The 21,115-nt window shown below is 66.9% G+C and carries 35 protein-coding genes; 34 read left to right on the top strand and 1 reads right to left on the bottom strand.

Annotated elements, in window-relative coordinates; all coding sequences use genetic code 11:
* Positions 1-351 precede the first annotated feature (351 nt).
* From rpsJ to truA, 31 genes are all read left to right on the top strand, one after another.
* Positions 352-660: a 30S ribosomal protein S10 gene (gene rpsJ, locus AB0L89_RS23595; RefSeq protein WP_003948644.1), complete on the top strand. Its 309-nt coding sequence runs from the start codon at positions 352-354 to the stop codon at positions 658-660.
* Positions 661-674: 14 nt separating this feature from the next.
* Entirely contained in the window at positions 675-1,319 is a 645-nt protein-coding gene (rplC, locus tag AB0L89_RS23600) for a 50S ribosomal protein L3 (RefSeq protein ID WP_055698223.1), read from the top strand.
* An 8-nt stretch (positions 1,320-1,327) separates the two neighbouring features.
* Positions 1,328-1,981 carry a 50S ribosomal protein L4 gene (gene rplD, locus AB0L89_RS23605; protein ID WP_365144049.1) on the top strand — a complete coding sequence of 218 codons (654 nt, stop codon included), beginning with the start codon at positions 1,328-1,330 and terminating at the stop codon, positions 1,979-1,981.
* Complete coding sequence (rplW, locus tag AB0L89_RS23610; protein WP_055564827.1) at positions 1,981-2,400, top strand: 50S ribosomal protein L23; 420 nt, start codon at positions 1,981-1,983, stop codon at positions 2,398-2,400. Before rplD ends, rplW begins: the two co-directional genes overlap by 1 nt.
* A gap of 39 nt (positions 2,401-2,439) precedes the next feature.
* Positions 2,440-3,276 (top strand): 50S ribosomal protein L2, encoded by an 837-nt coding sequence (gene rplB / locus AB0L89_RS23615; RefSeq protein WP_055698225.1) that lies wholly within the window; start codon positions 2,440-2,442, stop codon positions 3,274-3,276.
* Positions 3,277-3,288: 12 nt separating this feature from the next.
* Positions 3,289-3,570 (top strand): 30S ribosomal protein S19, encoded by a 282-nt coding sequence (rpsS, locus tag AB0L89_RS23620; protein ID WP_363089032.1) that lies wholly within the window; start codon positions 3,289-3,291, stop codon positions 3,568-3,570.
* Between the two features lie 41 nt (positions 3,571-3,611).
* Positions 3,612-3,959, top strand: a complete 348-nt coding sequence (rplV, locus tag AB0L89_RS23625) for a 50S ribosomal protein L22 (RefSeq protein ID WP_009997296.1) — start codon at positions 3,612-3,614, stop codon at positions 3,957-3,959.
* A complete protein-coding gene (rpsC, locus tag AB0L89_RS23630) occupies positions 3,959-4,798 on the top strand; it encodes a 30S ribosomal protein S3 (RefSeq protein WP_055698226.1) in 840 nt (279 codons plus the stop codon). The genes rplV and rpsC overlap by 1 nt, the downstream gene beginning before the upstream one ends.
* A gap of 5 nt (positions 4,799-4,803) precedes the next feature.
* Positions 4,804-5,223, top strand: coding sequence for a 50S ribosomal protein L16 (rplP, locus tag AB0L89_RS23635; protein WP_055698227.1), 420 nt, complete (start codon positions 4,804-4,806; stop codon positions 5,221-5,223).
* Positions 5,223-5,447, top strand: a complete 225-nt coding sequence (gene rpmC / locus AB0L89_RS23640) for a 50S ribosomal protein L29 (RefSeq protein WP_017949657.1) — start codon at positions 5,223-5,225, stop codon at positions 5,445-5,447. The genes rplP and rpmC overlap by 1 nt, the downstream gene beginning before the upstream one ends.
* Positions 5,447-5,731 carry a 30S ribosomal protein S17 gene (gene rpsQ / locus AB0L89_RS23645; RefSeq protein ID WP_055564830.1) on the top strand — a complete coding sequence of 95 codons (285 nt, stop codon included), beginning with the start codon at positions 5,447-5,449 and terminating at the stop codon, positions 5,729-5,731. The genes rpmC and rpsQ overlap by 1 nt, the downstream gene beginning before the upstream one ends.
* A 106-nt stretch (positions 5,732-5,837) precedes the next feature.
* Positions 5,838-6,206 (top strand): 50S ribosomal protein L14, encoded by a 369-nt coding sequence (gene rplN / locus AB0L89_RS23650; protein ID WP_003974257.1) that lies wholly within the window; start codon positions 5,838-5,840, stop codon positions 6,204-6,206.
* Positions 6,207-6,208: 2 nt separating this feature from the next.
* Positions 6,209-6,532: a 50S ribosomal protein L24 gene (gene rplX / locus AB0L89_RS23655; protein ID WP_016645174.1), complete on the top strand. Its 324-nt coding sequence runs from the start codon at positions 6,209-6,211 to the stop codon at positions 6,530-6,532.
* Positions 6,532-7,089 (top strand): 50S ribosomal protein L5, encoded by a 558-nt coding sequence (gene rplE / locus AB0L89_RS23660; RefSeq protein ID WP_365144058.1) that lies wholly within the window; start codon positions 6,532-6,534, stop codon positions 7,087-7,089. The genes rplX and rplE overlap by 1 nt, the downstream gene beginning before the upstream one ends.
* Positions 7,090-7,094: 5 nt before the next feature.
* Positions 7,095-7,280: a type Z 30S ribosomal protein S14 gene (locus AB0L89_RS23665; protein ID WP_003956452.1), complete on the top strand. Its 186-nt coding sequence runs from the start codon at positions 7,095-7,097 to the stop codon at positions 7,278-7,280.
* Between the two features lie 223 nt (positions 7,281-7,503).
* Complete coding sequence (gene rpsH / locus AB0L89_RS23670) at positions 7,504-7,902, top strand: 30S ribosomal protein S8 (protein WP_018528360.1); 399 nt, start codon at positions 7,504-7,506, stop codon at positions 7,900-7,902.
* Between the two features lie 21 nt (positions 7,903-7,923).
* Positions 7,924-8,463, top strand: coding sequence for a 50S ribosomal protein L6 (gene rplF / locus AB0L89_RS23675; protein WP_365144062.1), 540 nt, complete (start codon positions 7,924-7,926; stop codon positions 8,461-8,463).
* Between the two features lie 3 nt (positions 8,464-8,466).
* Positions 8,467-8,850 carry a 50S ribosomal protein L18 gene (gene rplR / locus AB0L89_RS23680; RefSeq protein WP_055553510.1) on the top strand — a complete coding sequence of 128 codons (384 nt, stop codon included), beginning with the start codon at positions 8,467-8,469 and terminating at the stop codon, positions 8,848-8,850.
* A gap of 41 nt (positions 8,851-8,891) precedes the next feature.
* Positions 8,892-9,497 carry a 30S ribosomal protein S5 gene (gene rpsE, locus AB0L89_RS23685; RefSeq protein WP_016645168.1) on the top strand — a complete coding sequence of 202 codons (606 nt, stop codon included), beginning with the start codon at positions 8,892-8,894 and terminating at the stop codon, positions 9,495-9,497.
* The gene (rpmD, locus tag AB0L89_RS23690) at positions 9,497-9,679 is read left to right on the top strand and encodes a 50S ribosomal protein L30 (protein ID WP_005481207.1); all 183 of its coding nucleotides are present in this window, start codon (positions 9,497-9,499) and stop codon (positions 9,677-9,679) included. Before rpsE ends, rpmD begins: the two co-directional genes overlap by 1 nt.
* A 1-nt stretch (position 9,680) precedes the next feature.
* Positions 9,681-10,136, top strand: coding sequence for a 50S ribosomal protein L15 (rplO, locus tag AB0L89_RS23695; RefSeq protein WP_055564835.1), 456 nt, complete (start codon positions 9,681-9,683; stop codon positions 10,134-10,136).
* Positions 10,137-10,362: 226 nt separating this feature from the next.
* Positions 10,363-11,676 carry a preprotein translocase subunit SecY gene (secY, locus tag AB0L89_RS23700; protein ID WP_055698231.1) on the top strand — a complete coding sequence of 438 codons (1,314 nt, stop codon included), beginning with the start codon at positions 10,363-10,365 and terminating at the stop codon, positions 11,674-11,676.
* Positions 11,676-12,329 (top strand): adenylate kinase, encoded by a 654-nt coding sequence (locus AB0L89_RS23705; protein ID WP_365144068.1) that lies wholly within the window; start codon positions 11,676-11,678, stop codon positions 12,327-12,329. The genes secY and AB0L89_RS23705 overlap by 1 nt, the downstream gene beginning before the upstream one ends.
* 115 nt (positions 12,330-12,444) lie before the next feature.
* Positions 12,445-13,281 (top strand): type I methionyl aminopeptidase, encoded by an 837-nt coding sequence (gene map / locus AB0L89_RS23710; RefSeq protein ID WP_365144071.1) that lies wholly within the window; start codon positions 12,445-12,447, stop codon positions 13,279-13,281.
* A gap of 270 nt (positions 13,282-13,551) precedes the next feature.
* Positions 13,552-13,773, top strand: a complete 222-nt coding sequence (gene infA, locus AB0L89_RS23715) for a translation initiation factor IF-1 (protein WP_003948620.1) — start codon at positions 13,552-13,554, stop codon at positions 13,771-13,773.
* Positions 13,774-13,831: 58 nt separating this feature from the next.
* Positions 13,832-13,945 carry a 50S ribosomal protein L36 gene (gene rpmJ / locus AB0L89_RS23720; RefSeq protein WP_003948619.1) on the top strand — a complete coding sequence of 38 codons (114 nt, stop codon included), beginning with the start codon at positions 13,832-13,834 and terminating at the stop codon, positions 13,943-13,945.
* Between the two features lie 199 nt (positions 13,946-14,144).
* On the top strand, positions 14,145-14,525 hold the full coding sequence (gene rpsM / locus AB0L89_RS23725) for a 30S ribosomal protein S13 (RefSeq protein ID WP_055698234.1): 381 nt from the start codon (positions 14,145-14,147) through the stop codon (positions 14,523-14,525).
* 65 nt (positions 14,526-14,590) lie between these two features.
* Entirely contained in the window at positions 14,591-14,995 is a 405-nt protein-coding gene (gene rpsK / locus AB0L89_RS23730; RefSeq protein ID WP_003948617.1) for a 30S ribosomal protein S11, read from the top strand.
* Between the two features lie 132 nt (positions 14,996-15,127).
* A complete protein-coding gene (locus AB0L89_RS23735) occupies positions 15,128-16,150 on the top strand; it encodes a DNA-directed RNA polymerase subunit alpha (protein WP_016645160.1) in 1,023 nt (340 codons plus the stop codon).
* Positions 16,151-16,270: 120 nt separating this feature from the next.
* The gene (gene rplQ, locus AB0L89_RS23740; RefSeq protein WP_365144077.1) at positions 16,271-16,771 is read left to right on the top strand and encodes a 50S ribosomal protein L17; all 501 of its coding nucleotides are present in this window, start codon (positions 16,271-16,273) and stop codon (positions 16,769-16,771) included.
* Between the two features lie 71 nt (positions 16,772-16,842).
* Complete coding sequence (gene truA, locus AB0L89_RS23745; protein WP_365144080.1) at positions 16,843-17,697, top strand: tRNA pseudouridine(38-40) synthase TruA; 855 nt, start codon at positions 16,843-16,845, stop codon at positions 17,695-17,697.
* A gap of 24 nt (positions 17,698-17,721) precedes the next feature.
* On the opposite strand, the gene AB0L89_RS23750 is transcribed toward truA, so the two are convergent.
* Positions 17,722-18,591: a hypothetical protein gene (locus AB0L89_RS23750; RefSeq protein ID WP_365144083.1), complete on the bottom strand. Its 870-nt coding sequence runs from the start codon at positions 18,589-18,591 to the stop codon at positions 17,722-17,724.
* Between the two features lie 74 nt (positions 18,592-18,665).
* On the opposite strand from AB0L89_RS23750, the gene AB0L89_RS23755 reads away from it, so the two are divergent.
* The 3 genes from AB0L89_RS23755 to rpsI all read left to right on the top strand — a co-directional run bounded on the left by AB0L89_RS23755 (position 18,666) and on the right by rpsI (position 21,092).
* Complete coding sequence (locus AB0L89_RS23755; RefSeq protein WP_365144086.1) at positions 18,666-19,874, top strand: glycosyltransferase family 87 protein; 1,209 nt, start codon at positions 18,666-18,668, stop codon at positions 19,872-19,874.
* A gap of 210 nt (positions 19,875-20,084) precedes the next feature.
* Positions 20,085-20,528: a 50S ribosomal protein L13 gene (gene rplM, locus AB0L89_RS23760; RefSeq protein WP_055569478.1), complete on the top strand. Its 444-nt coding sequence runs from the start codon at positions 20,085-20,087 to the stop codon at positions 20,526-20,528.
* A gap of 42 nt (positions 20,529-20,570) precedes the next feature.
* The gene (gene rpsI, locus AB0L89_RS23765) at positions 20,571-21,092 is read left to right on the top strand and encodes a 30S ribosomal protein S9 (protein ID WP_306332666.1); all 522 of its coding nucleotides are present in this window, start codon (positions 20,571-20,573) and stop codon (positions 21,090-21,092) included.
* Positions 21,093-21,115 lie beyond the last annotated feature (23 nt).

Raw genomic sequence — 21,115 nt, forward strand, 5'->3', positions numbered from 1 at the left:
GTATGGCACACTGTTCAGGTTGCTCGGTTGAGTGCCGATGCTGTGCGCCTCCCGCCGGGAGGACCGGAAGCGAGTCCCACAGTACTCGTCGCCCCATCTGCCGTAAGGCAGCGCTGTGGCGGACGTACGGGAATCTTTCGGGAAGTGCAGTGCGGTGGTTCAACCAGGCGCCCGGTGGGTTTCTTCCCCCGGACCCGCGGTCATCGAGGGCCGCAGCCCCTAGCAGGGAAATCCTTCGGGAGATCTGTGTGAGCGGGACTGCGACACGCCCGACCGCGTGGGTCGGAGGAAGTAGAAAAAAGGGCCTTCCGGGAGCCAGAGCGTTTCGAGACGAAGGACTACTAAGTAGCCATGGCGGGACAGAAGATCCGCATCCGGCTCAAGGCCTACGACCACGAGGTCATCGACTCCTCGGCGAAGAAGATCGTCGAGACGGTGACCCGTACTGGTGCGTCGGTCGCGGGCCCGGTGCCGCTGCCCACTGAGAAGAACGTGTACTGCGTCATCAAGTCGCCGCACAAGTACAAGGACTCGCGCGAGCACTTCGAGATGCGCACGCACAAGCGCCTGATCGACATCCTCGACCCGACGCCCAAGACCGTTGACTCGCTGATGCGCCTGGACCTTCCGGCCGGCGTTGACATCGAGATCAAGCTCTGAAGGGCGCGAGAGAGATGACCAAGCAGATCAAGGGCATCCTGGGCGAGAAGCTCGGCATGACCCAGGTCTGGGACGAGAACAACCGTGTCGTCCCGGTGACCGTGGTCAAGGCCGGACCCTGCGTCGTTACCCAGGTCCGTACGAATGACAGCGACGGCTACGAGTCGGTCCAGATCGCCTTCGGCGAGATCGACCCGCGCAAGGTGAACAAGCCCCTCAAGGGCCACTTCGCCAAGGCCGACGTGACCCCCCGTCGCCACCTCGTCGAGATCCGTACCGCTGACGCCAGCGAGTACACCCTCGGCCAGGAGCTGACTGCCGAGACGTTCGAGGCCGGTATCAAGGTCGACGTCACCGGCAAGAGCAAGGGCAAGGGCTTCGCCGGTGTGATGAAGCGTCACAACTTCCACGGCGGCAAGGCGTCCCACGGTGCCCACCGCGTGCACCGCAAGCCCGGTTCCATCGGTGGCTGTGCCACCCCCGGCCGTGTCTTCAAGGGCATGCGCATGGCGGGCCGCATGGGCAACGAGCGGGTCACCACCCAGAACCTGACCGTCCACGCCGTTGACGCGGAGAAGGGTCTGCTGCTCATCAAGGGCGCAGTTCCTGGTCCGAACGGCGGCCTCGTCCTGGTCCGTACCGCGGCCAAGGGGGCCTGAGGTAACCCATGAGCACCATTGACATCCTTTCGCCTGCCGGCGAGAAGGCCGGGACCGTCGAGCTCCCCGCGGAGATCTTCGACGTCGAGAAGATCAGCATCCCGCTGATCCACCAGGTCGTCGTCGCGCAGCTGGCGGCTGCCCGTCAGGGCACGCACAAGACCAAGACCCGCGGTGAAGTCCGTGGTGGTGGCAAGAAGCCTTACCGCCAGAAGGGCACCGGCCGCGCGCGCCAGGGTTCGACCCGTGCGCCGCAGTTCGCCGGCGGTGGCGTCGTCCACGGCCCCGTGCCGCGTGACTACTCGCAGCGGACCCCGAAGAAGATGAAGGCCGCCGCTCTGCGTCACGCCCTCACCGACCGGGCCCGCAACTCCCGCATCCACGTCGTCTCCGGCGTGGTCGAGGGCGAGATCTCGACGAAGGCCGCGAAGAGCCTGCTCGGCAAGGTCAGCGAGCGCAAGAACGTGCTCCTGGTCATCGAGCGCTCGGACGAGGCCTCGCTGCTCTCCGCCCGCAACCTGCCCCAGGTCCACATCCTGGAGCCGGGCCAGCTGAACACGTACGACGTGCTCGTCTCGGACGACGTGGTCTTCACCAAGGCCGCGTTCGAGTCCTTCGTGTCCGGCCCGAAGGCCACTGACACCGAAGGGAGCGAAGCCTGATGGCCATCCGTCACCAGAGCATCGCGTCCAAGGCTGCGAAGGCCGCCAAGGCCGCGCGCGTCGCCAAGGCGAAGCGCATCGCGACCGAGGGCAAGATCGCCGTTGAGCCCACCCCGCTGAGCAAGTCCTTCTCGGACCCGCGCGACGTCCTCGTCAAGCCGGTCGTCTCCGAGAAGTCGTACGCGCTGCTCGACGAGGGCAAGTACACGTTCATCGTGGCTCCGGGCGCCAACAAGACCCAGATCAAGCAGGCCGTCGAGGCGGTCTTCTCGGTCAAGGTCACCGGCGTCAACACGATCAACCGTCAGGGCAAGCGGAAGCGTACGCGCACCGGGTTCGGCAAGCGTGCCGACACCAAGCGCGCCATCGTGACCCTTGCTGAGGGCGACCGTATCGACATCTTCGGCCAGGCCTCCTAACGGAGTGCCCTGGTCCGAATATCGGACGAGGACTGAGAAATGGGAATCCGCAAGTACAAGCCGACTACGCCGGGCCGTCGTGGCTCCAGCGTCGCCGACTTCGTCGAGGTAACGCGGTCCACGCCGGAGAAGTCGCTGGTCCGCCCGCTGCACAGCAAGGGCGGCCGTAACAACGCCGGTCGGATCACCGTTCGCCACCAGGGTGGCGGACACAAGCGCGCCTACCGCGTGATCGACTTCCGTCGTCACGACAAGGACGGCGTGCCGGCCAAGGTCGCGCACATCGAGTACGACCCCAACCGCACCGCGCGCATCGCGCTGCTGCACTACGCGGACGGCGAGAAGCGCTACATCCTCGCCCCGCGCGGCACGCAGCAGGGTGACCGGATTGAGAGCGGCCCCGGTGCCGACATCAAGCCCGGCAACAACATGGCGCTGCGCAACATCCCGGTCGGTACGACCATCCACGCCATCGAGCTGCGGCCCGGCGGCGGCGCGAAGTTCGCCCGCTCCGCGGGTGCCTCCGTGCAGCTGCTCGCGAAGGAAGGCGCCATGGCGCACCTTCGTATGCCGTCCGGCGAGATCCGTCTCGTCGACGTGCGCTGCCGCGCCACCATCGGCGAGGTCGGCAACGCCGAGCAGTCGAACATCAACTGGGGCAAGGCCGGCCGCATGCGCTGGAAGGGCGTCCGCCCGACCGTGCGTGGTGTCGTGATGAACCCGGTTGACCACCCGCACGGTGGTGGTGAAGGCAAGACCTCCGGTGGTCGCCACCCGGTCTCGCCGTGGGGCAAGAAGGAGGGTCGTACTCGTGATCGCAACAAGGCGAGCAACAAGTACATCGTCCGCCGCCGCAAGTCGAACAAGAAGCGCTAGGAGCGGGTTTAGATGCCGCGCAGTCTCAAGAAGGGGCCCTTCGTCGACGACCACCTGATCAAGAAGGTGGACGTCCAGAACGAAGCAGGCACCAAGAACGTCATCAAGACCTGGTCCCGGCGCTCGATGATCATCCCCAGCATGCTGGGTCACACGATCGCGGTGCACAACGGCAAGACCCACATCCCGGTGTTCGTCACCGAGTCGATGGTCGGCCACAAGCTCGGTGAGTTTTCGCCGACCCGCACCTTCCGCGGCCACGTCAAGGACGACCGCAAGTCGAAGCGCCGCTAAGCGGGGTGTGAACGACTATGACGAACACTGAAGGGACAACCATGGAAGCCAGGGCCCAGGCGCGGTACATCCGCGTCACGCCCATGAAGGCCCGCCGCGTGGTGGACCTCATCCGTGGCATGGACGCCACGGAGGCTCAGGCGGTCCTGCGTTTCGCCCCGCAGGCCGCGAGCGTGCCGGTCGGCAAGGTGCTGGACAGCGCCATTGCCAACGCCGCGCACAACTACGACCACACCGACGCCTCCACGCTGGTCATCAGCGAGGCGTACGTGGATGAGGGCCCGACCCTGAAGCGGTTCCGGCCGCGCGCCCAGGGCCGTGCCTACCGGATCCGTAAGCGGACCAGCCACATCACCGTGGTCGTCAGCAGCAAGGAAGGAACCCGGTAATGGGCCAGAAGGTAAACCCGCACGGGTTCCGGCTCGGTGTCACGACCGACTTCAAGTCGCGTTGGTACGCCGACAAGCTGTACAAGGACTACGTCAAGGAAGACGTCGCCATCCGTCGGATGATGACGTCCGGCATGGAGCGCGCCGGCATCTCGAAGGTGGAGATCGAGCGCACCCGTGACCGCGTGCGTGTGGACATCCACACCGCTCGTCCCGGCATCGTCATCGGCCGCCGTGGCGCCGAGGCCGACCGCATCCGCGGTGACCTCGAGAAGCTCACGGGCAAGCAGGTCCAGCTGAACATCCTCGAGGTCAAGAACCCCGAGGTCGACGCTCAGCTCGTGGCCCAGGCCGTCGCGGAGCAGCTGTCCTCCCGCGTCTCCTTCCGTCGTGCCATGCGCAAGAGCATGCAGTCGGCGATGAAGGCGGGCGCCAAGGGCATCAAGATCCAGTGTGGTGGCCGTCTCGGCGGCGCCGAGATGTCCCGCTCGGAGTTCTACCGCGAGGGCCGCGTGCCCCTGCACACGCTCCGCGCGAACGTCGACTACGGCTTCTTCGAGGCCAAGACGACCTTCGGCCGCATCGGTGTGAAGGTCTGGATCTACAAGGGCGACGTCAAGAACATCGCCGAGGTCCGCGCCGAGAACGCCGCTGCCCGCGCCGGCAACCGTCCGGCCCGTGGCGGCAACGACCGCCCGGCCCGCGGTGGCCGTGGTGGCGAGCGTGGCGGCCGCGGTCGCAAGCCGCAGCAGCAGTCCGCGCCGGCTGCCGAGGCCCCCAAGGCCGACGCTCCCGCCGCTGCCGCTCCGGCTGCCGAGAGCACCGGAACGGAGGCCTGACCGAAATGCTGATCCCCCGTAGGGTCAAGCACCGCAAGCAGCACCACCCGAAGCGCAGCGGTATGTCCAAGGGTGGCACGCAGGTTGCGTTCGGCGAGTACGGCATCCAGGCGCTGACCCCGGCGTACGTGACGAACCGTCAGATCGAGGCCGCTCGTATCGCCATGACGCGTCACATCAAGCGTGGCGGCAAGGTCTGGATCAACATCTACCCGGACCGCCCCCTCACCAAGAAGCCTGCCGAGACCCGCATGGGTTCCGGTAAGGGTTCGCCGGAGTGGTGGGTCGCCAACGTCAAGCCCGGACGCGTGATGTTCGAGCTGTCGTACCCGAACGAGAAGATTGCTCGTGAGGCGCTCACCCGCGCTGCTCACAAGCTTCCGATGAAGTGCCGCATCGTCCGGCGCGAGGCAGGTGAGTCGTGATGTCGGCCGGTACCAAGGCGTCCGAGCTGCGCGAGCTGGGCAACGAGGAGCTTGTCGCCAAGCTTCGCGAGGCCAAGGAAGAGCTGTTCAACCTCCGCTTCCAGGCGGCGACCGGTCAGCTCGAGAACCACGGCCGGCTGAAGGCCGTCCGTAAGGACATCGCGCGGATCTACACCCTGATGCGTGAGCGCGAGCTGGGCATCGAGACGGTGGAGAGCGCCTGATGAGCGAGAGCAACGTGACTGAGACGAAGACCGACCGCGGCTTCCGCAAGACCCGTGAGGGCCTGGTCGTCAGCGACAAGATGGACAAGACCGTCGTCGTCGCTGTCGAGGACCGCGTCAAGCACGCGCTGTACGGCAAGGTCATCCGCCGTACGAACAAGCTCAAGGCGCACGACGAGCAGAACGCTGCCGGTGTCGGCGACCGCGTCCTCCTGATGGAGACGCGTCCGCTGTCGGCGACCAAGCGCTGGCGCATCGTCGAGATCCTCGAGAAGGCCAAGTAATTTCCGAGGGGGTTTCCCCTCGGATCAGTTCCGCCAGGCTCGGCAGGGGCCCAGCTCGTAAGAGCGAAGCCCCTGCCGGGAACCGGCAGACAAACAGGAGATAGACGTGATCCAGCAGGAGTCGCGACTTCGCGTCGCCGACAACACGGGTGCGAAGGAAATCCTCACCATCCGTGTTCTCGGTGGCTCGGGTCGCCGCTACGCGGGCATCGGTGACGTCATCGTCGCCACCGTCAAGGACGCGATCCCCGGTGGCAACGTGAAGAAGGGTGACGTCGTCAAGGCGGTCATCGTTCGCACCGTCAAGGAGCGCCGCCGTCCGGACGGCTCGTACATCCGCTTCGACGAGAACGCCGCCGTCATTCTGAAGAACGACGGCGACCCTCGCGGCACCCGTATCTTCGGCCCCGTCGGCCGTGAGCTGCGCGAGAAGAAGTTCATGAAGATCATCTCGCTCGCGCCGGAGGTGCTGTAAGCATGAAGATCAAGAAGGGCGACCTGGTCCAGGTCATCACCGGTAAGGACAAGGGCAAGCAGGGCAAGGTCATTGCCGCTTACCCGCGCGACGAGCGCGTCCTGGTCGAGGGTGTCAACCGGGTCAAGAAGCACACGAAGGCCGGCCCGACCGCCAGCGGCTCGCAGGCCGGCGGCATCGTGACCACCGAGGCCCCCGTCCACGTCTCCAACGTCCAGCTGGTCGTGGAGAAGGACGGCAACAAGGTCGTCACGCGCGTCGGTTACCGCTTCGACGACGAGGGCAACAAGATCCGCGTTGCCAAGCGGACGGGTGAGGACATCTGATGACGACCACCACCACTCCGCGTCTCAAGACGAAGTACCGCGAGGAGATCGCGGGCAAGCTGCGTGAGGAGTTCTCGTACGAGAACGTCATGCAGGTTCCCGGCCTGGTCAAGATCGTGGTCAACATGGGTGTCGGCGACGCCGCCCGTGACTCGAAGCTGATCGACGGCGCCATCCGCGACCTGACCACGATCACCGGTCAGAAGCCGGCCGTGACGAAGGCCCGGAAGTCCATCGCGCAGTTCAAGCTGCGCGAGGGCCAGCCGATCGGCTGCCACGTCACGCTCCGTGGCGACCGCATGTGGGAGTTCCTGGACCGCACCCTGTCGCTCGCGCTCCCGCGCATCCGCGACTTCCGTGGTCTGTCCCCCAAGCAGTTCGACGGCCGTGGCAACTACACCTTCGGTCTCACGGAGCAGGTCATGTTCCACGAGATCGACCAGGACAAGATCGACCGCGTCCGGGGTATGGACATCACCGTGGTCACCACGGCGACCAACGACGACGAGGGCCGTGCCCTCCTTCGTCACCTCGGCTTCCCGTTCAAGGAGGCGTGAGCGAGATGGCGAAGAAGGCTCTGATTGCCAAGGCTGCTCGTAAGCCCAAGTTCGGTGTGCGTGCGTACACCCGCTGCCAGCGCTGCGGCCGCCCGCACTCCGTGTACCGCAAGTTCGGCCTGTGCCGCGTGTGCCTTCGTGAGATGGCTCACCGTGGCGAGCTGCCGGGCGTGACCAAGAGCTCCTGGTAATTCCCTTCTGTCCTGAGGACTTGAGGGATTACCGGAGGCTCTCGGTAAGCAATGGGTCGGCAGGGGCCCGGCCGCACATGGCTTAGGCTTGTGTGGTTGGGCGCCCGCCGCCCCGTACGACTTACTACGCCGTAGGTCCCCGCGCCGCACCCGTCCCGCCCATGAGTGGGGAGAGGGATGGCGCAGATAGGAAACCCCGGCGAGAGAGGCCGAAGGCCAATTCATGACCATGACTGATCCGATCGCGGACATGCTGACTCGTCTGCGTAACGCGAACTCGGCGTACCACGACACCGTGGCTATGCCGCACAGCAAGATCAAGTCGCACATCGCGGAGATCCTCCAGCAGGAGGGCTTCATCACGGGCTGGAAGGTCGAGGACGCCGAGGTCGGCAAGAACCTCGTTCTCGAGCTGAAGTTCGGCCCGAACCGTGAGCGCTCCATCGCGGGCATCAAGCGGATCTCCAAGCCCGGTCTCCGGGTTTACGCGAAGTCCACCAACCTGCCGAAGGTCCTCGGCGGCCTCGGCGTGGCGATCATCTCCACGTCGCACGGTCTCCTGACCGGCCAGCAGGCAGGCAAGAAGGGCGTAGGTGGGGAAGTCCTCGCCTACGTCTGGTAGTCGGGAACGGAGGAATAGCTAATGTCGCGTATTGGCAAGCTCCCCATCACGGTTCCCGCCGGCGTGGACGTCACCATCGATGGCCGCACGGTCACGGTCAAGGGTTCCAAGGGCACCCTGACCCACACCGTTGTCGCGCCGATCGAGATCGCTAAGGGCGAGGACGGCGTTCTCAACGTCACCCGCCCCAATGACGAGCGTCAGAACAAGGCCCTGCACGGCCTGTCCCGCACGCTGGTGGCGAACATGATCACCGGCGTGACCACGGGTTACGTGAAGAAGCTCGAGATCAGCGGTGTCGGTTACCGCGTCCTGGCGAAGGGCTCCAACCTGGAGTTCTCGCTCGGCTACAGCCACCCGATCCTGGTCGAGGCGCCCGAGGGCATCTCGTTCAAGGTCGAGTCGCCGACCAAGTTCTCGGTCGAGGGCATCGACAAGCAGAAGGTCGGCGAGGTTGCGGCCAACATCCGCAAGCTGCGCAAGCCCGACCCGTACAAGGCCAAGGGCGTCAAGTACGAAGGCGAAGTCATCCGCCGCAAGGTCGGAAAGGCGGGTAAGTAAGCCATGGCATACGGTGTCAAGATTGCTAAGGGCGACGCTTACAAGCGTGCTGCCATCAAGCGTCGTCACATCCGCATCCGTAAGCACATCTCGGGTACGGCTGAGCGTCCGCGCCTGGTCGTGACGCGCTCCAACCGCCACATCGTGGCCCAGGTCATCGACGACATCAAGGGTCACACCCTGGCGTCGGCGTCGACCCTGGACACCACGATCCGCGGCGCCGAGGGCGACAAGTCCGCGCAGGCCAAGTCGGTCGGCGCCCTGGTCGCCGAGCGCGCCAAGGCCGCCGGTGTCGAGGCTGTCGTGTTCGACCGTGGTGGTAACCAGTACGCCGGGCGCATCGCCGCCCTGGCGGACGCCGCCCGCGAAGCCGGACTCAAGTTCTGAGTCGGTTCCGTAGCTAGCGGAAACAGAGAGAGGTAATTCCAATGGCTGGACCCCAGCGCCGCGGTGGCGGTGCCGGTGGCGGCGAGCGGCGGGACCGGAAGGGTCGCGACGGTGGCGCTGCTGCCGCCGAGAAGACCGCGTACGTTGAGCGCGTTGTCGCGATCAACCGCGTCGCCAAGGTTGTGAAGGGTGGTCGTCGCTTCAGCTTCACCGCGCTGGTCGTGGTGGGCGACGGTGACGGCACCGTGGGTGTCGGTTACGGCAAGGCCAAGGAGGTGCCGGCCGCCATCGCCAAGGGCGTTGAGGAGGCCAAGAAGCACTTCTTCAAGGTCCCCCGTATCCAGGGCACCATCCCGCACCCGATCCAGGGCGAGAAGGCCGCGGGCGTCGTCCTGCTCAAGCCTGCTTCCCCCGGTACCGGTGTTATCGCCGGTGGCCCGGTGCGTGCCGTGCTCGAGTGCGCGGGCGTGCACGACATCCTGTCGAAGTCCCTGGGCTCCGACAACGCGATCAACATCGTGCACGCGACCGTGGCGGCCCTCAAGGGCCTGCAGCGTCCCGAGGAGATCGCGGCTCGCCGTGGTCTGCCCCTCGAGGACGTCGCCCCCGCGGCTCTCCTTCGTGCGCGTGCGGGAGCGGGTGCGTAATGGCACAGCTCAAGATCACGCAGACGAAGTCGTACATCGGCAGCAAGCAGAACCACCGCGACACCCTGCGCTCCCTTGGTCTCAAGGGCATCAACACGCAGGTCGTCAAGGAGGACCGCCCCGAGTTCCGCGGCATGGTGCACACCGTCCGCCACCTCGTGACGGTTGAGGAGGTCGACTGACATGGCGGAGCAGAACCCGCTGAAGGTCCACAACCTCCGGCCCGCCCCGGGCGCCAAGACCGCCAAGACCCGTGTGGGTCGTGGTGAGGCGTCCAAGGGTAAGACCGCTGGTCGTGGCACCAAGGGCACCAAGGCCCGTTACCAGGTTCCGGAGCGCTTCGAGGGTGGCCAGATGCCCCTCCACATGCGTCTCCCGAAGCTCAAGGGCTTCAAGAACCCGTTCAAGACCGAGTTCCAGGTCGTGAACCTCGACAAGCTGAGCGCGCTGTACCCGGAGGGTGGCGAGGTCACCGTCGAGGGTCTCGTCGCCAAGGGTGCCGTTCGCAAGAACAGCCTCGTCAAGGTCCTCGGCCAGGGTGAGGTCACCGTGGCGCTGCAGGTGACGGTCGACGCCGTCTCCGGCTCCGCCAAGGAGAAGATCACCGCCGCCGGCGGTACCGTCACCGAGCTCGTCTGATATTCCCTCAGACGTGTCGATGACATGAGCGATTCCCAACCGGGGATGCCCCACAAAAGGGGCATCCCCGGTTGGTCGTTCCAAGGGGGGCACGGTCGCCGGTAAGGTGGCGTGCACTGTCTAAGCTCCGTGCGGTCTGTCCGCACGGTTTTCTTGACTGATACGTATTCGTCGAACCTCAGACCACCACCTCTGACGCACGCGCGCGGGGGTCGCAGGAGGCACCGTGCTCACCGCGTTCGCCCGGGCGTTCAAGACGCCCGACCTGCGCAAGAAGCTGCTCTTCACGCTCGGCATCATCGTGATCTACCGGGTGGGTACGAATGTGCCGATCCCCGGTGTCGACTACCGCAACGTCCAGGCCTGCATTGACAACGCCAATGCGAACCAGGGCCTGTTCGGTCTCGTCAACATGTTCAGCGGTGGCGCGCTGCTGCAGATCACGATCTTCGCGCTCGGCATCATGCCGTACATCACGGCGAGCATCATTCTGCAGCTGCTGACCGTGGTGATCCCGCGGCTCGAGGCCCTCAAGAAGGAGGGCCAGGCCGGCACGGCGAAGATCACGCAGTACACGCGCTATCTGACCATCGCGCTCGCGATCCTTCAGGGCACCGGCCTGGTGGCCACCGCCCGCACCGGCACCCTCTTCCAGGGCTGCCCGGTCGCCAGCGAGATCGTCCCCGACCAGTCGATCTTCGTCACCGTCACCATGGTCATCACCATGACCGCCGGTACGGCCTGTGTGATGTGGCTCGGCGAGCTCATCACCGACCGCGGCATCGGCAACGGCATGTCGATCCTGATGTTCATCTCGATCGCCGCCACCTTCCCGAGCGCCCTGTGGGCCATCAAGGAGCAGGGCGACCTGGCCGGCGGCTGGATCGAGTTCGGCACCGTCATCCTGGTCGGTCTGGTCATGGTCGGCCTGGTGGTCTTCGTCGAGCAGGCCCAGCGCCGTATTCCGGTCCAGTACGCGAAGCGCATGATCGGCCGCCGTTCCTACGGCGGAACGTCGACGTACATCCCGCTGAAGGTCAATCAGGCGGGCATCATCCCTGTGATCTTTGCCTCTTCGCTGCTCTACATTCCGGCGCTGGTCGCCCAGTTCGCGGGCGGCAACTCGGGATGGAAGCAGTGGATCGAGGCGAACCTGACCAAGGGTGACCACCCGATTTACATCGCCACGTACTTCGTTCTGATCGTCTTCTTCGCCTTCTTCTACGTCGCGATCTCCTTCAACCCCGAGGAAGTCGCGGACAACATGAAGAAGTATGGTGGCTTCATCCCGGGCATCCGGGCTGGCCGACCGACCGCTGAGTATCTGAGCTACGTACTCAACCGGATCACCTGGCCGGGTTCGCTGTATCTGGGTCTGATCGCTCTCGTGCCGACGATGGCGTTGGTGGGCTTCGGGGCCAACCAGAACTTCCCGTTCGGCGGGACGAGCATCCTCATCATCGTGGGTGTGGGTCTGGAGACCGTGAAGCAGATCGAGAGCCAGCTCCAGCAGCGCAATTACGAAGGGTTCCTCCGCTGATGCGAATCGTCCTCGTCGGGCCGCCCGGTGCGGGCAAGGGAACGCAGGCCGCGTTCCTTGCCAAGAACTTGTCGATCCCGCACATCTCCACGGGCGACCTCTTCCGCGCCAACATCAGCCAGGGCACGGAGCTGGGCAAGCAGGCGAAGGCGTACATGGACGCCGGCAACCTCGTCCCCGACGAGGTGACCATCGGCATGGCGAAGGACCGCATGGCGCAGCAGGACGCCGAGGCCGGCTTCCTGCTGGACGGCTTCCCGCGGAACGTGTCGCAGGCCGAGGCGCTCGACGAGGCGCTGAAGGCGGACGGCCAGAAGCTCGACGCCGTCCTGGACCTGGAGGTCCCCGAGGACGAGGTCGTCAAGCGCATCGCGGGCCGCCGCATCTGCCGCAACGACTCCAGCCACGTCTTCCACGTGACGTACAGCAAGCCGAAGCAGGAAGGCGTCTGCGACGTCTGCGGCGGCGAGCTCTACCAGCGCGGTGACGACAAGGAAGAGACCGTGCGCAAGCGGCTCGACGTGTACCACCGCGAGACCGAGCCGATCATCGACCACTACAAGGCCCAGGGCCTGGTCGTCACGATCTCGGCGCTCGGCAAGGTGGACGAGGTCACCAAGCGCGCGATGGACGCCCTTCAGGGCGACAAGTAGCCACTACGCTGTTTCGGCCGCGGTGCCCGTTCGGGGGACCGCGGCCGTAGTGTTGTCTACGTACCCGGTTCGTGTACGTAGCCGGTTTCGACGGATGACGGAGAGCGGAAGCCCCATGGTGCAGATCAAGACCCCCGAGCAGATCGCGAAGATGCGTGAGGCGGGCCTGGTCGTCGCCGCCATCCACGCCGCGACCCGTGAGGCCGCGGTGCCCGGCGCCACCACCAAGGACCTGGACGACGTCGCCCGCAAGGTGATCGCCGAGCACGGCGCGAAGTCGAACTTCCTCGGGTACGGCGGCTTCCCCGCCACGATCTGCACCTCGGTCAACGAGGTCGTCGTGCACGGCATCCCGGACGACAAGACCGTCCTGAAGGACGGCGACATCATCTCGATCGACGCGGGCGCGATCATCGACGGCTGGCACGGCGACGCGGCGTACACCGCGTTCGTGGGCACCGGTCACGCCCCGGACCTGGTCGAGCTCTCCCGGGTGACCGAGGAGTCGATGTGGGCGGGCATCGCGGCGATGAAGCAGGGGAACCGGCTCGTCGACATCTCGCGTGCCATCGAGACGTACATCCGCCGGCAGCCGAAGCCGGGCGGCGGCAAGTACGGGATCGTCGAGGACTACGGCGGGCACGGGATCGGCACCGAGATGCACATGGACCCGCATCTGCTGAACTACGTCGAGCGGCGGCGGGGCAAGGGGCCGAAGCTGGTGCCGGGGCTCTGCCTCGCCATCGAGCCCATGGTGTCACTGGGGACGCCCCGGACCGAGGTCCTTGAGGACGACTGGACCGTCATCACGACGGACGGGACCTGGTCGTCGCACTGGGAGCACTCCGTCGCGCTGACGGAGGCGGGGCCGATCGTGCTGACCGCTCCCGACTGCGGCAAGGCGCGGCTCGCGGAGTACGGGGTCACTGTCGCGCCGGATCCGCTGGGCTGAGGCCTGCCTCTGTCCGGTCCCGGCCGCGCCGGGGCCGGCGCCTCCCTTTTCGCTGCCCGGCACAGGGGGCTGTACCCACCCGTGCCGCCCTTGCGGCGCGCCTTCCCACGCACAGGACCCTCCTGCTTAAGGATCTTGTCAGTGGGGCACAATTCCTCGATTCGTCTTTCCGAGTGCACTGACGTAGACTGACGCGTCGGCTCTCGTGCATCCGTGTGTCTGCATGCGGGGAACGGAGTCGATCAAGGTAGTCGATTCGAAGGGCGAAGCGTGGCCAAGAAGCAAGGTGCCATCGAGATCGAAGGCACTGTCGTCGAGTCTCTTCCGAACGCCATGTTCAAGGTGGAGCTCCAGAACGGCCACCAGGTCCTGGCACACATCAGCGGCAAGATGCGTATGCACTACATCCGCATCCTCCCTGACGACCGGGTCGTGGTGGAGCTGTCTCCGTACGACCTGACGCGTGGCCGGATCGTCTACCGGTACAAGTAGATCTTGCCCGCATCCCGCTCCGGCGGGGTGGTGGCACTGACCCGGAGAACCTCACCCAATGAAGGTCAAGCCGAGCGTCAAGAAGATCTGCGACAAGTGCAGGGTGATCCGCCGTCACGGCCGAGTCATGATCATCTGCGACAACCCGCGCCACAAGCAGCGCCAGGGCTGACGCACCACTGCAGTTCGCAGATTTTCGCGCGACGCACATAAGCACATACGCAGGACCCGTCCCTCTTCAGTTCCGCCGGTGTTCCACCGGTCATGGAGGGCGACACCCTCGGTCGGAGGCCGAGGACCCAGGATGTACCTCGTACGGCACCTGGGAGTGGTTCTGCTGAAGACCTCCGAAGAATCAACAGGAGCCATGAATGGCACGCGTTGAAGGCGTTGACCTCCCGCGCGACAAGCGCATCGAGGTCGCCCTCACCTACGTGTTCGGCATCGGCCGGACGCTGTCCCAGCAGACGCTGGACGCCACCGAGGTGGACCGCAACACCCGTGTTCGCGACCTGACCGAGGAAGACCTCGTCAAGATCCGCGAGTACGTGGACGCGAACATCAAGACCGAGGGTGACCTCCGTCGCGAGATCCAGGCCGACATCCGCCGCAAGGTCGAGATCGGCTGCTACCAGGGTCTCCGCCACCGCCGTGGCCTGCCCGTCCGCGGTCAGCGCACCAGCACCAACGCCCGCACCCGCAAGGGCCCGCGTCGCGCCATCGCCGGTAAGAAGAAGCCGGGCAAGAAGTAGTCCTCGCTCAGCGGTCTATCGACAGCTGACGCTGCAGGACCGACCACCTCCCGTAGGAGTTTGAGATGCCCCCCAAGGGACGTCAGGGCGCTGCCAAGAAGGTGCGCCGCAAGGAAAAGAAGAACGTCGCTCACGGCCACGCGCACATCAAGAGCACGTTCAACAACACGATCGTGTCCATCACGGACCCGACCGGCAACGTGATCTCGTGGGCCTCCGCCGGCCACGTCGGCTTCAAGGGCTCGCGCAAGTCCACGCCGTTCGCCGCGCAGATGGCCGCCGAGTCGGCTGCCCGTCGCGCCCAGGAGCACGGCATGCGCAAGGTCGACGTGTTCGTCAAGGGCCCGGGTTCCGGTCGTGAGACCGCCATCCGTTCGCTCCAGGCGACCGGCCTCGAGGTTGGCTCCATCCAGGACGTCACCCCGACCCCGCACAACGGCTGCCGTCCCCCCAAGCGTCGCCGCGTCTGACGCGTCGCCGCTTGCGCGGTTGCTTCGAGGATTCGGGCGGTACGTACCCTTCGGGGGCCGTGCCGCCCGTACCCTTGGTAAGAACTGGTCGGGCATCAAATAGTGGGTGCCCATGACTGAAGGAATCACTTCATGCTGATCGCTCAGCGTCCCTCGTTGACCGAAGAGGTCGTCGACGAGTTCCGCTCCCGGTTCGTCATCGAGCCGCTGGAGCCGGGCTTCGGCTACACCCTCGGCAACTCCCTGCGCCGTACGCTCCTCTCCTCGATCCCGGGTGCGGCGGTCACGTCCATCCGCATCGACGGTGTCCTGCACGAGTTCACCACCGTGCCGGGCGTCAAGGAGGACGTCACCGACCTGATCCTCAACATCAAGCAGCTGGTCGTCTCCTCGGAGCACGACGAGCCGGTCGTGATGTACCTGCGCAAGCAGGGTCCGGGTCTGGTCACCGCCGCCGACATCGCGCCCCCGGCCGGTGTCGAGGTCCACAACCCCGACCTCGTCCTCGCCACGCTGAACGGCAAGGGCAAGCTGGAGATGGAGCTGACCGTCGAGCGCGGTCGCGGCTACGTCTCCGCCGTGCAGAACAAGCAGGTCGGCCAGGAGATCGGCCGTATCCCGGTCGACTCGATCTACTCGCCGGTCCTCAAGGTCACCTACAAGGTCGAGGCGACCCGAGTCGAGCAGCGCACCGACTTCGACAAGCTCATCGTCGACGTCGAGACCAAGCAGGCCATGCGCCCGCGTGACGCCATGGCGTCCGCCGGCAAGACCCTGGTCGAGCTGTTCGGTCTGGCCCGCGAGCTGAACATCGACGCCGAGGGCATCGACATGGGTCCGTCCCCGACGGACGCCGCCCTGGCCGCCGACCTGGCGCTGCCGATCGAGGAGCTCGAGCTCACCGTTCGCTCGTACAACTGCCTCAAGCGCGAGGGCATCCACTCCGTGGGTGAGCTCGTGGCCCGCTCCGAGGCGGACCTGCTCGACATCCGCAACTTCGGTGCGAAGTCGATCGACGAGGTCAAGATGAAGCTCAACGGGATGGGCCTGGCCCTCAAGGACTCGCCTCCCGGCTTCGACCCGACCGCCGCGGCCGACGCCTTCGGCGCCGACGACGACGCGGACGCGGGCTTCGTCGAGACCGAGCAGTACTAGGTCTGATTTTGGCTGCGTGTCCGCTGTGGCTGGTCGCGCAGTTCCCCGCGCCCCTTACGGGGCGCGGTCCACTGACCCCGGTACCTGATACGGCCGGGGCAGATCACTAGGAGAAACACCATGCCGAAGCCCACCAAGGGTGCCCGTCTGGGCGGCAGCGCCGCGCACGAGAAGCTCCTGCTGGCGAACCTCGCCAAGCAGCTCTTCGAGTACGGCCGCATCACCACCACCGAGGCGAAGGCCCGTCGTCTGCGTCCCTACGCGGAGCGTCTGGTCACCAAGGCGAAGAAGGGCGACCTTCACAACCGCCGCCAGGTGCTGCAGGTCATCACCGACAAGAGCATCGTGCACACGCTCTTCACGGAGATCGGCCCGCGCTACGAGAACCGCCCGGGTGGCTACACCCGCATCACCAAGATCGGTAACCGCCGCGGCGACAACGCGCCCATGGCGATCATCGAGCTGGTGGAGGCCCTGACCGTGGCCCAGCAGGCCACCGGTGAGGCCGAGGCGGCGACCAAGCGTGCCGTCAAGGAAGACGCCCTGAAGAAGGACGAGGCCGTCGAGGCCAAGTCCGACGAGGCCGTCGAGGCCCCGGCCGAGGAGTCCAAGGACGCCTGAGGCTGAGCCCTCGTGAGCGGGCCCGCCCCCTTGGGGCGGGCCCGTTTTCGCGTTCCTGAGAGGATCTGTGTGTGAGTGAGGATGTGGAGCCCGGGTTCGTCCGGGTGCGGCTCGACCTGAGCTACGACGGCAAGGACTTCTCCGGCTGGGCCAAGCAGCGGGAGGGGCAGCGGACCGTCCAGGGCGAGATCGAGGACGCGCTGCGGACCGTGACGCGGTCGAAGGAGACGTACGAGCTGACCGTCGCGGGGCGCACCGACAGCGGGGTGCACGCGCGCGGGCAGGTCGCGCACGTCGACCTGCCCGAGGACGTGTGGGCCGAGCACCGCGAGAAGCTGCTGCGGCGGCTCGCCGGGCGGCTGCCGCACGATGTGCGGGTGTGGCGGGTCGCCGAGGCGCCCGCCGGGTTCAACGCGCGGTTCTCGGCGGTGTGGCGGCGGTACGCGTACCGCGTGACCGACCACCCCGGTGGCGTCGATCCGCTGTTGCGGGGTCATGTCCTGTGGCACGACTGGGAGTTGGACCTCGACGCGATGAACGCCGCCGCCGAGCCGCTGCTCGGGGAGCACGACTTCGCCGCCTACTGCAAGCGGCGCGAGGGCGCGACGACCATTCGTACGCTCCAGGAACTGCGGTGGGAGCGGCGGGACGACGGGATCCTCGAAGCGACCGTGCGGGCCGACGCGTTCTGCCACAACATGGTGCGCTCGCTGGTCGGCGCCATGCTGTTCGTGGGCGACGGGCACCGGCCCGCGGAGTGGCCGGGCAAGGTGCTCGAAGCCGGGGTGCGCGACTCGGCCGTGCACGTCGTGCGGCCGCACGGGCTCACGCTGGAGGAAGTCGGCTATCCCGCCGACGAGTTGCTCGCCGCGCGCAGCAAGGAGGCGCGCAACAAGCGGACGCTGCCCGGGGCCGGGTGCTGCTGAGTCCCGGCCCGGGCGTCGGTCGTCCTACTGCGGCGGGGCGCCGGCCGCGGCCGATGCCTGGGCCTCGCCCCGCTGGTTGATCCGCTGGAAGGCGAAGCGGGACAGGGTGTCGCCGGCGCCGTACGCCTTGCGGTCGGTCGTCGTCACGTTCTTGCCGCTGGTGTAGCCCGTGGTGGTGAAGTAGGCGTAGCGGCCGTAGGCGTTGTAGGTGCCGCGGCACACGCCCGTGCGGCAGAAGTCCGGGACGCCCTTGCCCGGCAGGGAGTCGACCAGGCCCTTCTCCGCCTGCGCCTTGACCTTCGCGGCGTCGGCCGCGGTGTCGAAGACGGCGACGCCGATGGTGACCGCGAGGCCGTCCTTGATGTAGCTGGCGCGGATCAGGCGGGTGCAGTCGTTCTTGGCGAGGATCGAGCCGAGGGAGTTCTGGGTGACGGCCGTGCACTTCTTGGTGCTGTCGGTCGCGCCCTTCTTGTAGACGTTCTCGCCGGACGTGAAGGTCTTGCCGGGGAAGAGGCCCTCGGGGGTGAGCGGCGCCTTGTCCTTCTTGGCGCTGGAGATGAAGTCCTTGGGGTCCGGCGGGGGCGGCGGGGTGGTCGCCTCGAAGGACGGGCCTGGCTTGTCGCTCGCGCCGGGGATGTCCGCGGTCGCGGGGAGTTCGCTGGCCGGCTTGTTCGACGCGGTGGCGTCGTCGCTGTTGGCGGTGACGACGGTGATGGCCACGGCCGCCGCGATGCCGATCGTGGCGAACGCGCCGCCGCCGATCATCAGCCACTTGCGGCGGCGGGTGCGCGCCTCGGAGGCCTCGGCGAGTGCCGCCCAGTCGGGCGTGGGCCCGCCGCCGGGTCCGCCCGTTCCGCCCGGACCCCACTGAGGTCCCCCTTGCCCAAAGCTCATGGGGCGCATCTTAGACGGGGAGTTGGGGATGTTGAGCGGGGGTCGCGTGGGGTTGCCGACCTAGCCTGAGGCGTATGAATACGGGCAAAACGGCTGTTAGTGGTTGGTTGTCGCGTCCGGCCGGGTGGCAGGTGTGGTGCGTGCTCGCCGTGGTGCTGGCCGCCGGGGTCGTCCGGGTGGGCCTGAAGGTCCCGGACGGCGGGATGGACAACGCCATCGTGGTGCGGGCCGCGCGGGCGTGGCTGGAGGGCCGCTCGCCCTACGCCGACCGGCACTTCCTCTATCTGCCCGGAGCCGTGCTCGCGGCGGTGCCGCAGGCCCTGCTTCCGGTGTCCGTGGCACGCTTCCTGGTGCCCGCGGGCGTCACGGCGGGGCTGGTCGCCGGGTGGGCGTGCGCGCTGCGGATCCACGGGGTGTCCTGGCGCAGCCGGTTCGCGGCGTACGGGCTGCTCGCCCTCGCGCTCGGCTTCGCGCCCTTCGGGCACCTCGTCCAGCTGGGCAACTGGACCGTCGCGTCCGCCGCCGCGCTGCCGTTCGCCCTGCTGCTCGTGTGCCGGGGGCGGTGGGTGGCGGCGGGGCTCGTCATCGGGGCCGCCGTCGCCGTGAAGCCGCTGCTCGCGCCCGTCGTGCTCCTCTTCGTCCTCGCGCGCCGGTGGCGGGCGCTGGGCGCCGTCGTGGGCGTGCCCGCGGGGGTGTCCGTGGCCGCTGCCCTCGTGCTGCCGGACCCGGCCGGGTTCTTCACGCGGACGCTGCCCTTCCTGCTGCGCGGCGACGACAGTTTCGTACGTCTCTATGAGGCGTCGCCGTCGGCGGTGCTGGGGCGGCTCGGGGTGCCGCAGGCGGGGGCGACGCTGCTCGCCGGGTGCGCGGCGGCGGCCGGGGTGTGGTGTGCGTGGCGGCGGTGGGGGAGCGGGGACGCGGGGCCGTCGAGGGTGGTGGAGTGCGCCACGATGCTGATGCTTTCGGCCTTTCTCGTCTCCCGGCCGTCCTACGACCACTATCTGCTGGTCGTCCTGCCGCTGCTGCTCGCCGGGGCCCTGGTGCCGGGGGCAGCGGCGCGCAGCCCGTGGTTCTGGGTGGCGCTGGTGCCGCAGGTGCCGGGGTTCTCCTGGCCGTGGCTGGAGCCCGGGACCAGGCGGGCCTTCAAGGACTGCCTCACGCTGTGTCTCCTGGCGGTCACGCTCGCGCGGTGCTGTGTGCGCAGGGAGCCGGTTACCCTGGAGATGACAGGGCCGCCCGAGGCGGTGGGGCCGGCGGTGCCGGTCTCCCGGTCCGCGTTTTGACCCATACGGGGCGGCGCGGGTAGTCTCGTGGACTGATACGTATTGGCTTCCTCGTTCTCACGCGAAAGGGCCCTTACGTAGGTTCCCTGGAGCAGTTACCAGTGGCTCGCATACGGGCAGCGTCCCCGGCATTGTGAGCCCCAGCTGCATGATCGCTTCCTGGGTGCCGTGTGTCTGGACCCCATCCACTGAAGAAGCGAAGGCTACGAAGTGCGTACGTACAGCCCCAAGCCCGGCGATGTGACCCGCCAGTGGCACGTCATCGACGCTCAGGACATCGTCCTGGGGCGTCTGGCGACCACGGCCGCCTCCCTCCTGCGCGGCAAGCACAAGGCGATTTACGCCCCCCACGTTGACACCGGTGACTTCGTCATCATCATCAACGCGGAGAAGGTGCACCTCTCCGGCAACAAGAAGACCCAGAAGATGGCGTACCGCCACTCCGGTTACCCGGGTGGTCTGCGTTCCGTCCGTTACGACGAGCTGCTCGAGAAGAGCCCCGAGAAGGCCATCGAGAAGGCCGTCAAGGGCATGCTCCCCAAGAACACCCTGGGCCGTCAGATGCTCTCGAAGCTGAAGGTCTACGCGGGCGACCAGCACCCGCACGGCGCTCAGCAGCCGGTCCCGTTCGAGATCACCCAGGTCGCGCAGTAGTTCCGGCCACCCCCAAAGACGTAAAGAAATCTGAGGAGAATCGTGGCCGAGACCACCGTTGAGCAGCCGGTCGAAGAGACCGAGGTTGTTGACGTCGAGCAGTACACCACCGAGTCCGAGGCGCCCGTCGAGGGCGAGTACACCTCGGAGTCGAACGCCGCGCGCTTCGGCGACCCGCAGCCGGCCGCCGGCCTGGGCCGTCGCAAGAACGCCATCGCCCGCGTCCGGATCGTCCCGGGCACCGGCAAGTGGAAGGTCAACGGGCGCACGCTCGAGGACTACTTCCCGAACAAGGTCCACCAGCAGGAAGTCAACGAGCCCTTCAAGGTGCTCGAGCTGGACGGCCGCTACGACGTCATCGCCCGCATCTCGGGTGGCGGCGTCTCCGGTCAGGCCGGTGCGCTCCGTCTCGGTGTCGCCCGTGCGCTGAACGAGGCCGACGTCGACAACAACCGCGGCGCCCTGAAGAAGGCCGGTTACCTGAAGCGTGACGACCGTGCGGTCGAGCGCAAGAAGGCCGGTCTCAAGAAGGCCCGCAAGGCTCCGCAGTACAGCAAGCGCTAATCGCTGCCTGCTTGTACTTCTCG

It is taken from the genome of Streptomyces sp. NPDC052114 (assembly GCF_040680155.1).
Taxonomy (GTDB): Bacteria; Actinomycetota; Actinomycetes; order Streptomycetales; family Streptomycetaceae; genus Streptomyces.

Coding starts and splice junctions, on each gene's coding strand:
- rpsJ (WP_003948644.1), top strand. CDS start 352: ATGGCGGGACAGAAGATCCGCATCCGGCTCAAGGCCTACGACCACGAG.
- rplC (WP_055698223.1), top strand. CDS start 675: ATGACCAAGCAGATCAAGGGCATCCTGGGCGAGAAGCTCGGCATGACC.
- rplD (WP_365144049.1), top strand. CDS start 1,328: ATGAGCACCATTGACATCCTTTCGCCTGCCGGCGAGAAGGCCGGGACC.
- rplW (WP_055564827.1), top strand. CDS start 1,981: ATGGCCATCCGTCACCAGAGCATCGCGTCCAAGGCTGCGAAGGCCGCC.
- rplB (WP_055698225.1), top strand. CDS start 2,440: ATGGGAATCCGCAAGTACAAGCCGACTACGCCGGGCCGTCGTGGCTCC.
- rpsS (WP_363089032.1), top strand. CDS start 3,289: ATGCCGCGCAGTCTCAAGAAGGGGCCCTTCGTCGACGACCACCTGATC.
- rplV (WP_009997296.1), top strand. CDS start 3,612: ATGGAAGCCAGGGCCCAGGCGCGGTACATCCGCGTCACGCCCATGAAG.
- rpsC (WP_055698226.1), top strand. CDS start 3,959: ATGGGCCAGAAGGTAAACCCGCACGGGTTCCGGCTCGGTGTCACGACC.
- rplP (WP_055698227.1), top strand. CDS start 4,804: ATGCTGATCCCCCGTAGGGTCAAGCACCGCAAGCAGCACCACCCGAAG.
- rpmC (WP_017949657.1), top strand. CDS start 5,223: ATGTCGGCCGGTACCAAGGCGTCCGAGCTGCGCGAGCTGGGCAACGAG.
- rpsQ (WP_055564830.1), top strand. CDS start 5,447: ATGAGCGAGAGCAACGTGACTGAGACGAAGACCGACCGCGGCTTCCGC.
- rplX (WP_016645174.1), top strand. CDS start 6,209: ATGAAGATCAAGAAGGGCGACCTGGTCCAGGTCATCACCGGTAAGGAC.
- rplE (WP_365144058.1), top strand. CDS start 6,532: ATGACGACCACCACCACTCCGCGTCTCAAGACGAAGTACCGCGAGGAG.
- AB0L89_RS23665 (WP_003956452.1), top strand. CDS start 7,095: ATGGCGAAGAAGGCTCTGATTGCCAAGGCTGCTCGTAAGCCCAAGTTC.
- rpsH (WP_018528360.1), top strand. CDS start 7,504: ATGACCATGACTGATCCGATCGCGGACATGCTGACTCGTCTGCGTAAC.
- rplF (WP_365144062.1), top strand. CDS start 7,924: ATGTCGCGTATTGGCAAGCTCCCCATCACGGTTCCCGCCGGCGTGGAC.
- rplR (WP_055553510.1), top strand. CDS start 8,467: ATGGCATACGGTGTCAAGATTGCTAAGGGCGACGCTTACAAGCGTGCT.
- rpsE (WP_016645168.1), top strand. CDS start 8,892: ATGGCTGGACCCCAGCGCCGCGGTGGCGGTGCCGGTGGCGGCGAGCGG.
- rpmD (WP_005481207.1), top strand. CDS start 9,497: ATGGCACAGCTCAAGATCACGCAGACGAAGTCGTACATCGGCAGCAAG.
- rplO (WP_055564835.1), top strand. CDS start 9,681: ATGGCGGAGCAGAACCCGCTGAAGGTCCACAACCTCCGGCCCGCCCCG.
- AB0L89_RS23705 (WP_365144068.1), top strand. CDS start 11,676: ATGCGAATCGTCCTCGTCGGGCCGCCCGGTGCGGGCAAGGGAACGCAG.
- map (WP_365144071.1), top strand. CDS start 12,445: ATGGTGCAGATCAAGACCCCCGAGCAGATCGCGAAGATGCGTGAGGCG.
- rpmJ (WP_003948619.1), top strand. CDS start 13,832: ATGAAGGTCAAGCCGAGCGTCAAGAAGATCTGCGACAAGTGCAGGGTG.
- rpsM (WP_055698234.1), top strand. CDS start 14,145: ATGGCACGCGTTGAAGGCGTTGACCTCCCGCGCGACAAGCGCATCGAG.
- rpsK (WP_003948617.1), top strand. CDS start 14,591: ATGCCCCCCAAGGGACGTCAGGGCGCTGCCAAGAAGGTGCGCCGCAAG.
- AB0L89_RS23735 (WP_016645160.1), top strand. CDS start 15,128: ATGCTGATCGCTCAGCGTCCCTCGTTGACCGAAGAGGTCGTCGACGAG.
- rplQ (WP_365144077.1), top strand. CDS start 16,271: ATGCCGAAGCCCACCAAGGGTGCCCGTCTGGGCGGCAGCGCCGCGCAC.
- AB0L89_RS23750 (WP_365144083.1), bottom strand. CDS start 18,591: ATGAGCTTTGGGCAAGGGGGACCTCAGTGGGGTCCGGGCGGAACGGGC.
- AB0L89_RS23755 (WP_365144086.1), top strand. CDS start 18,666: ATGAATACGGGCAAAACGGCTGTTAGTGGTTGGTTGTCGCGTCCGGCC.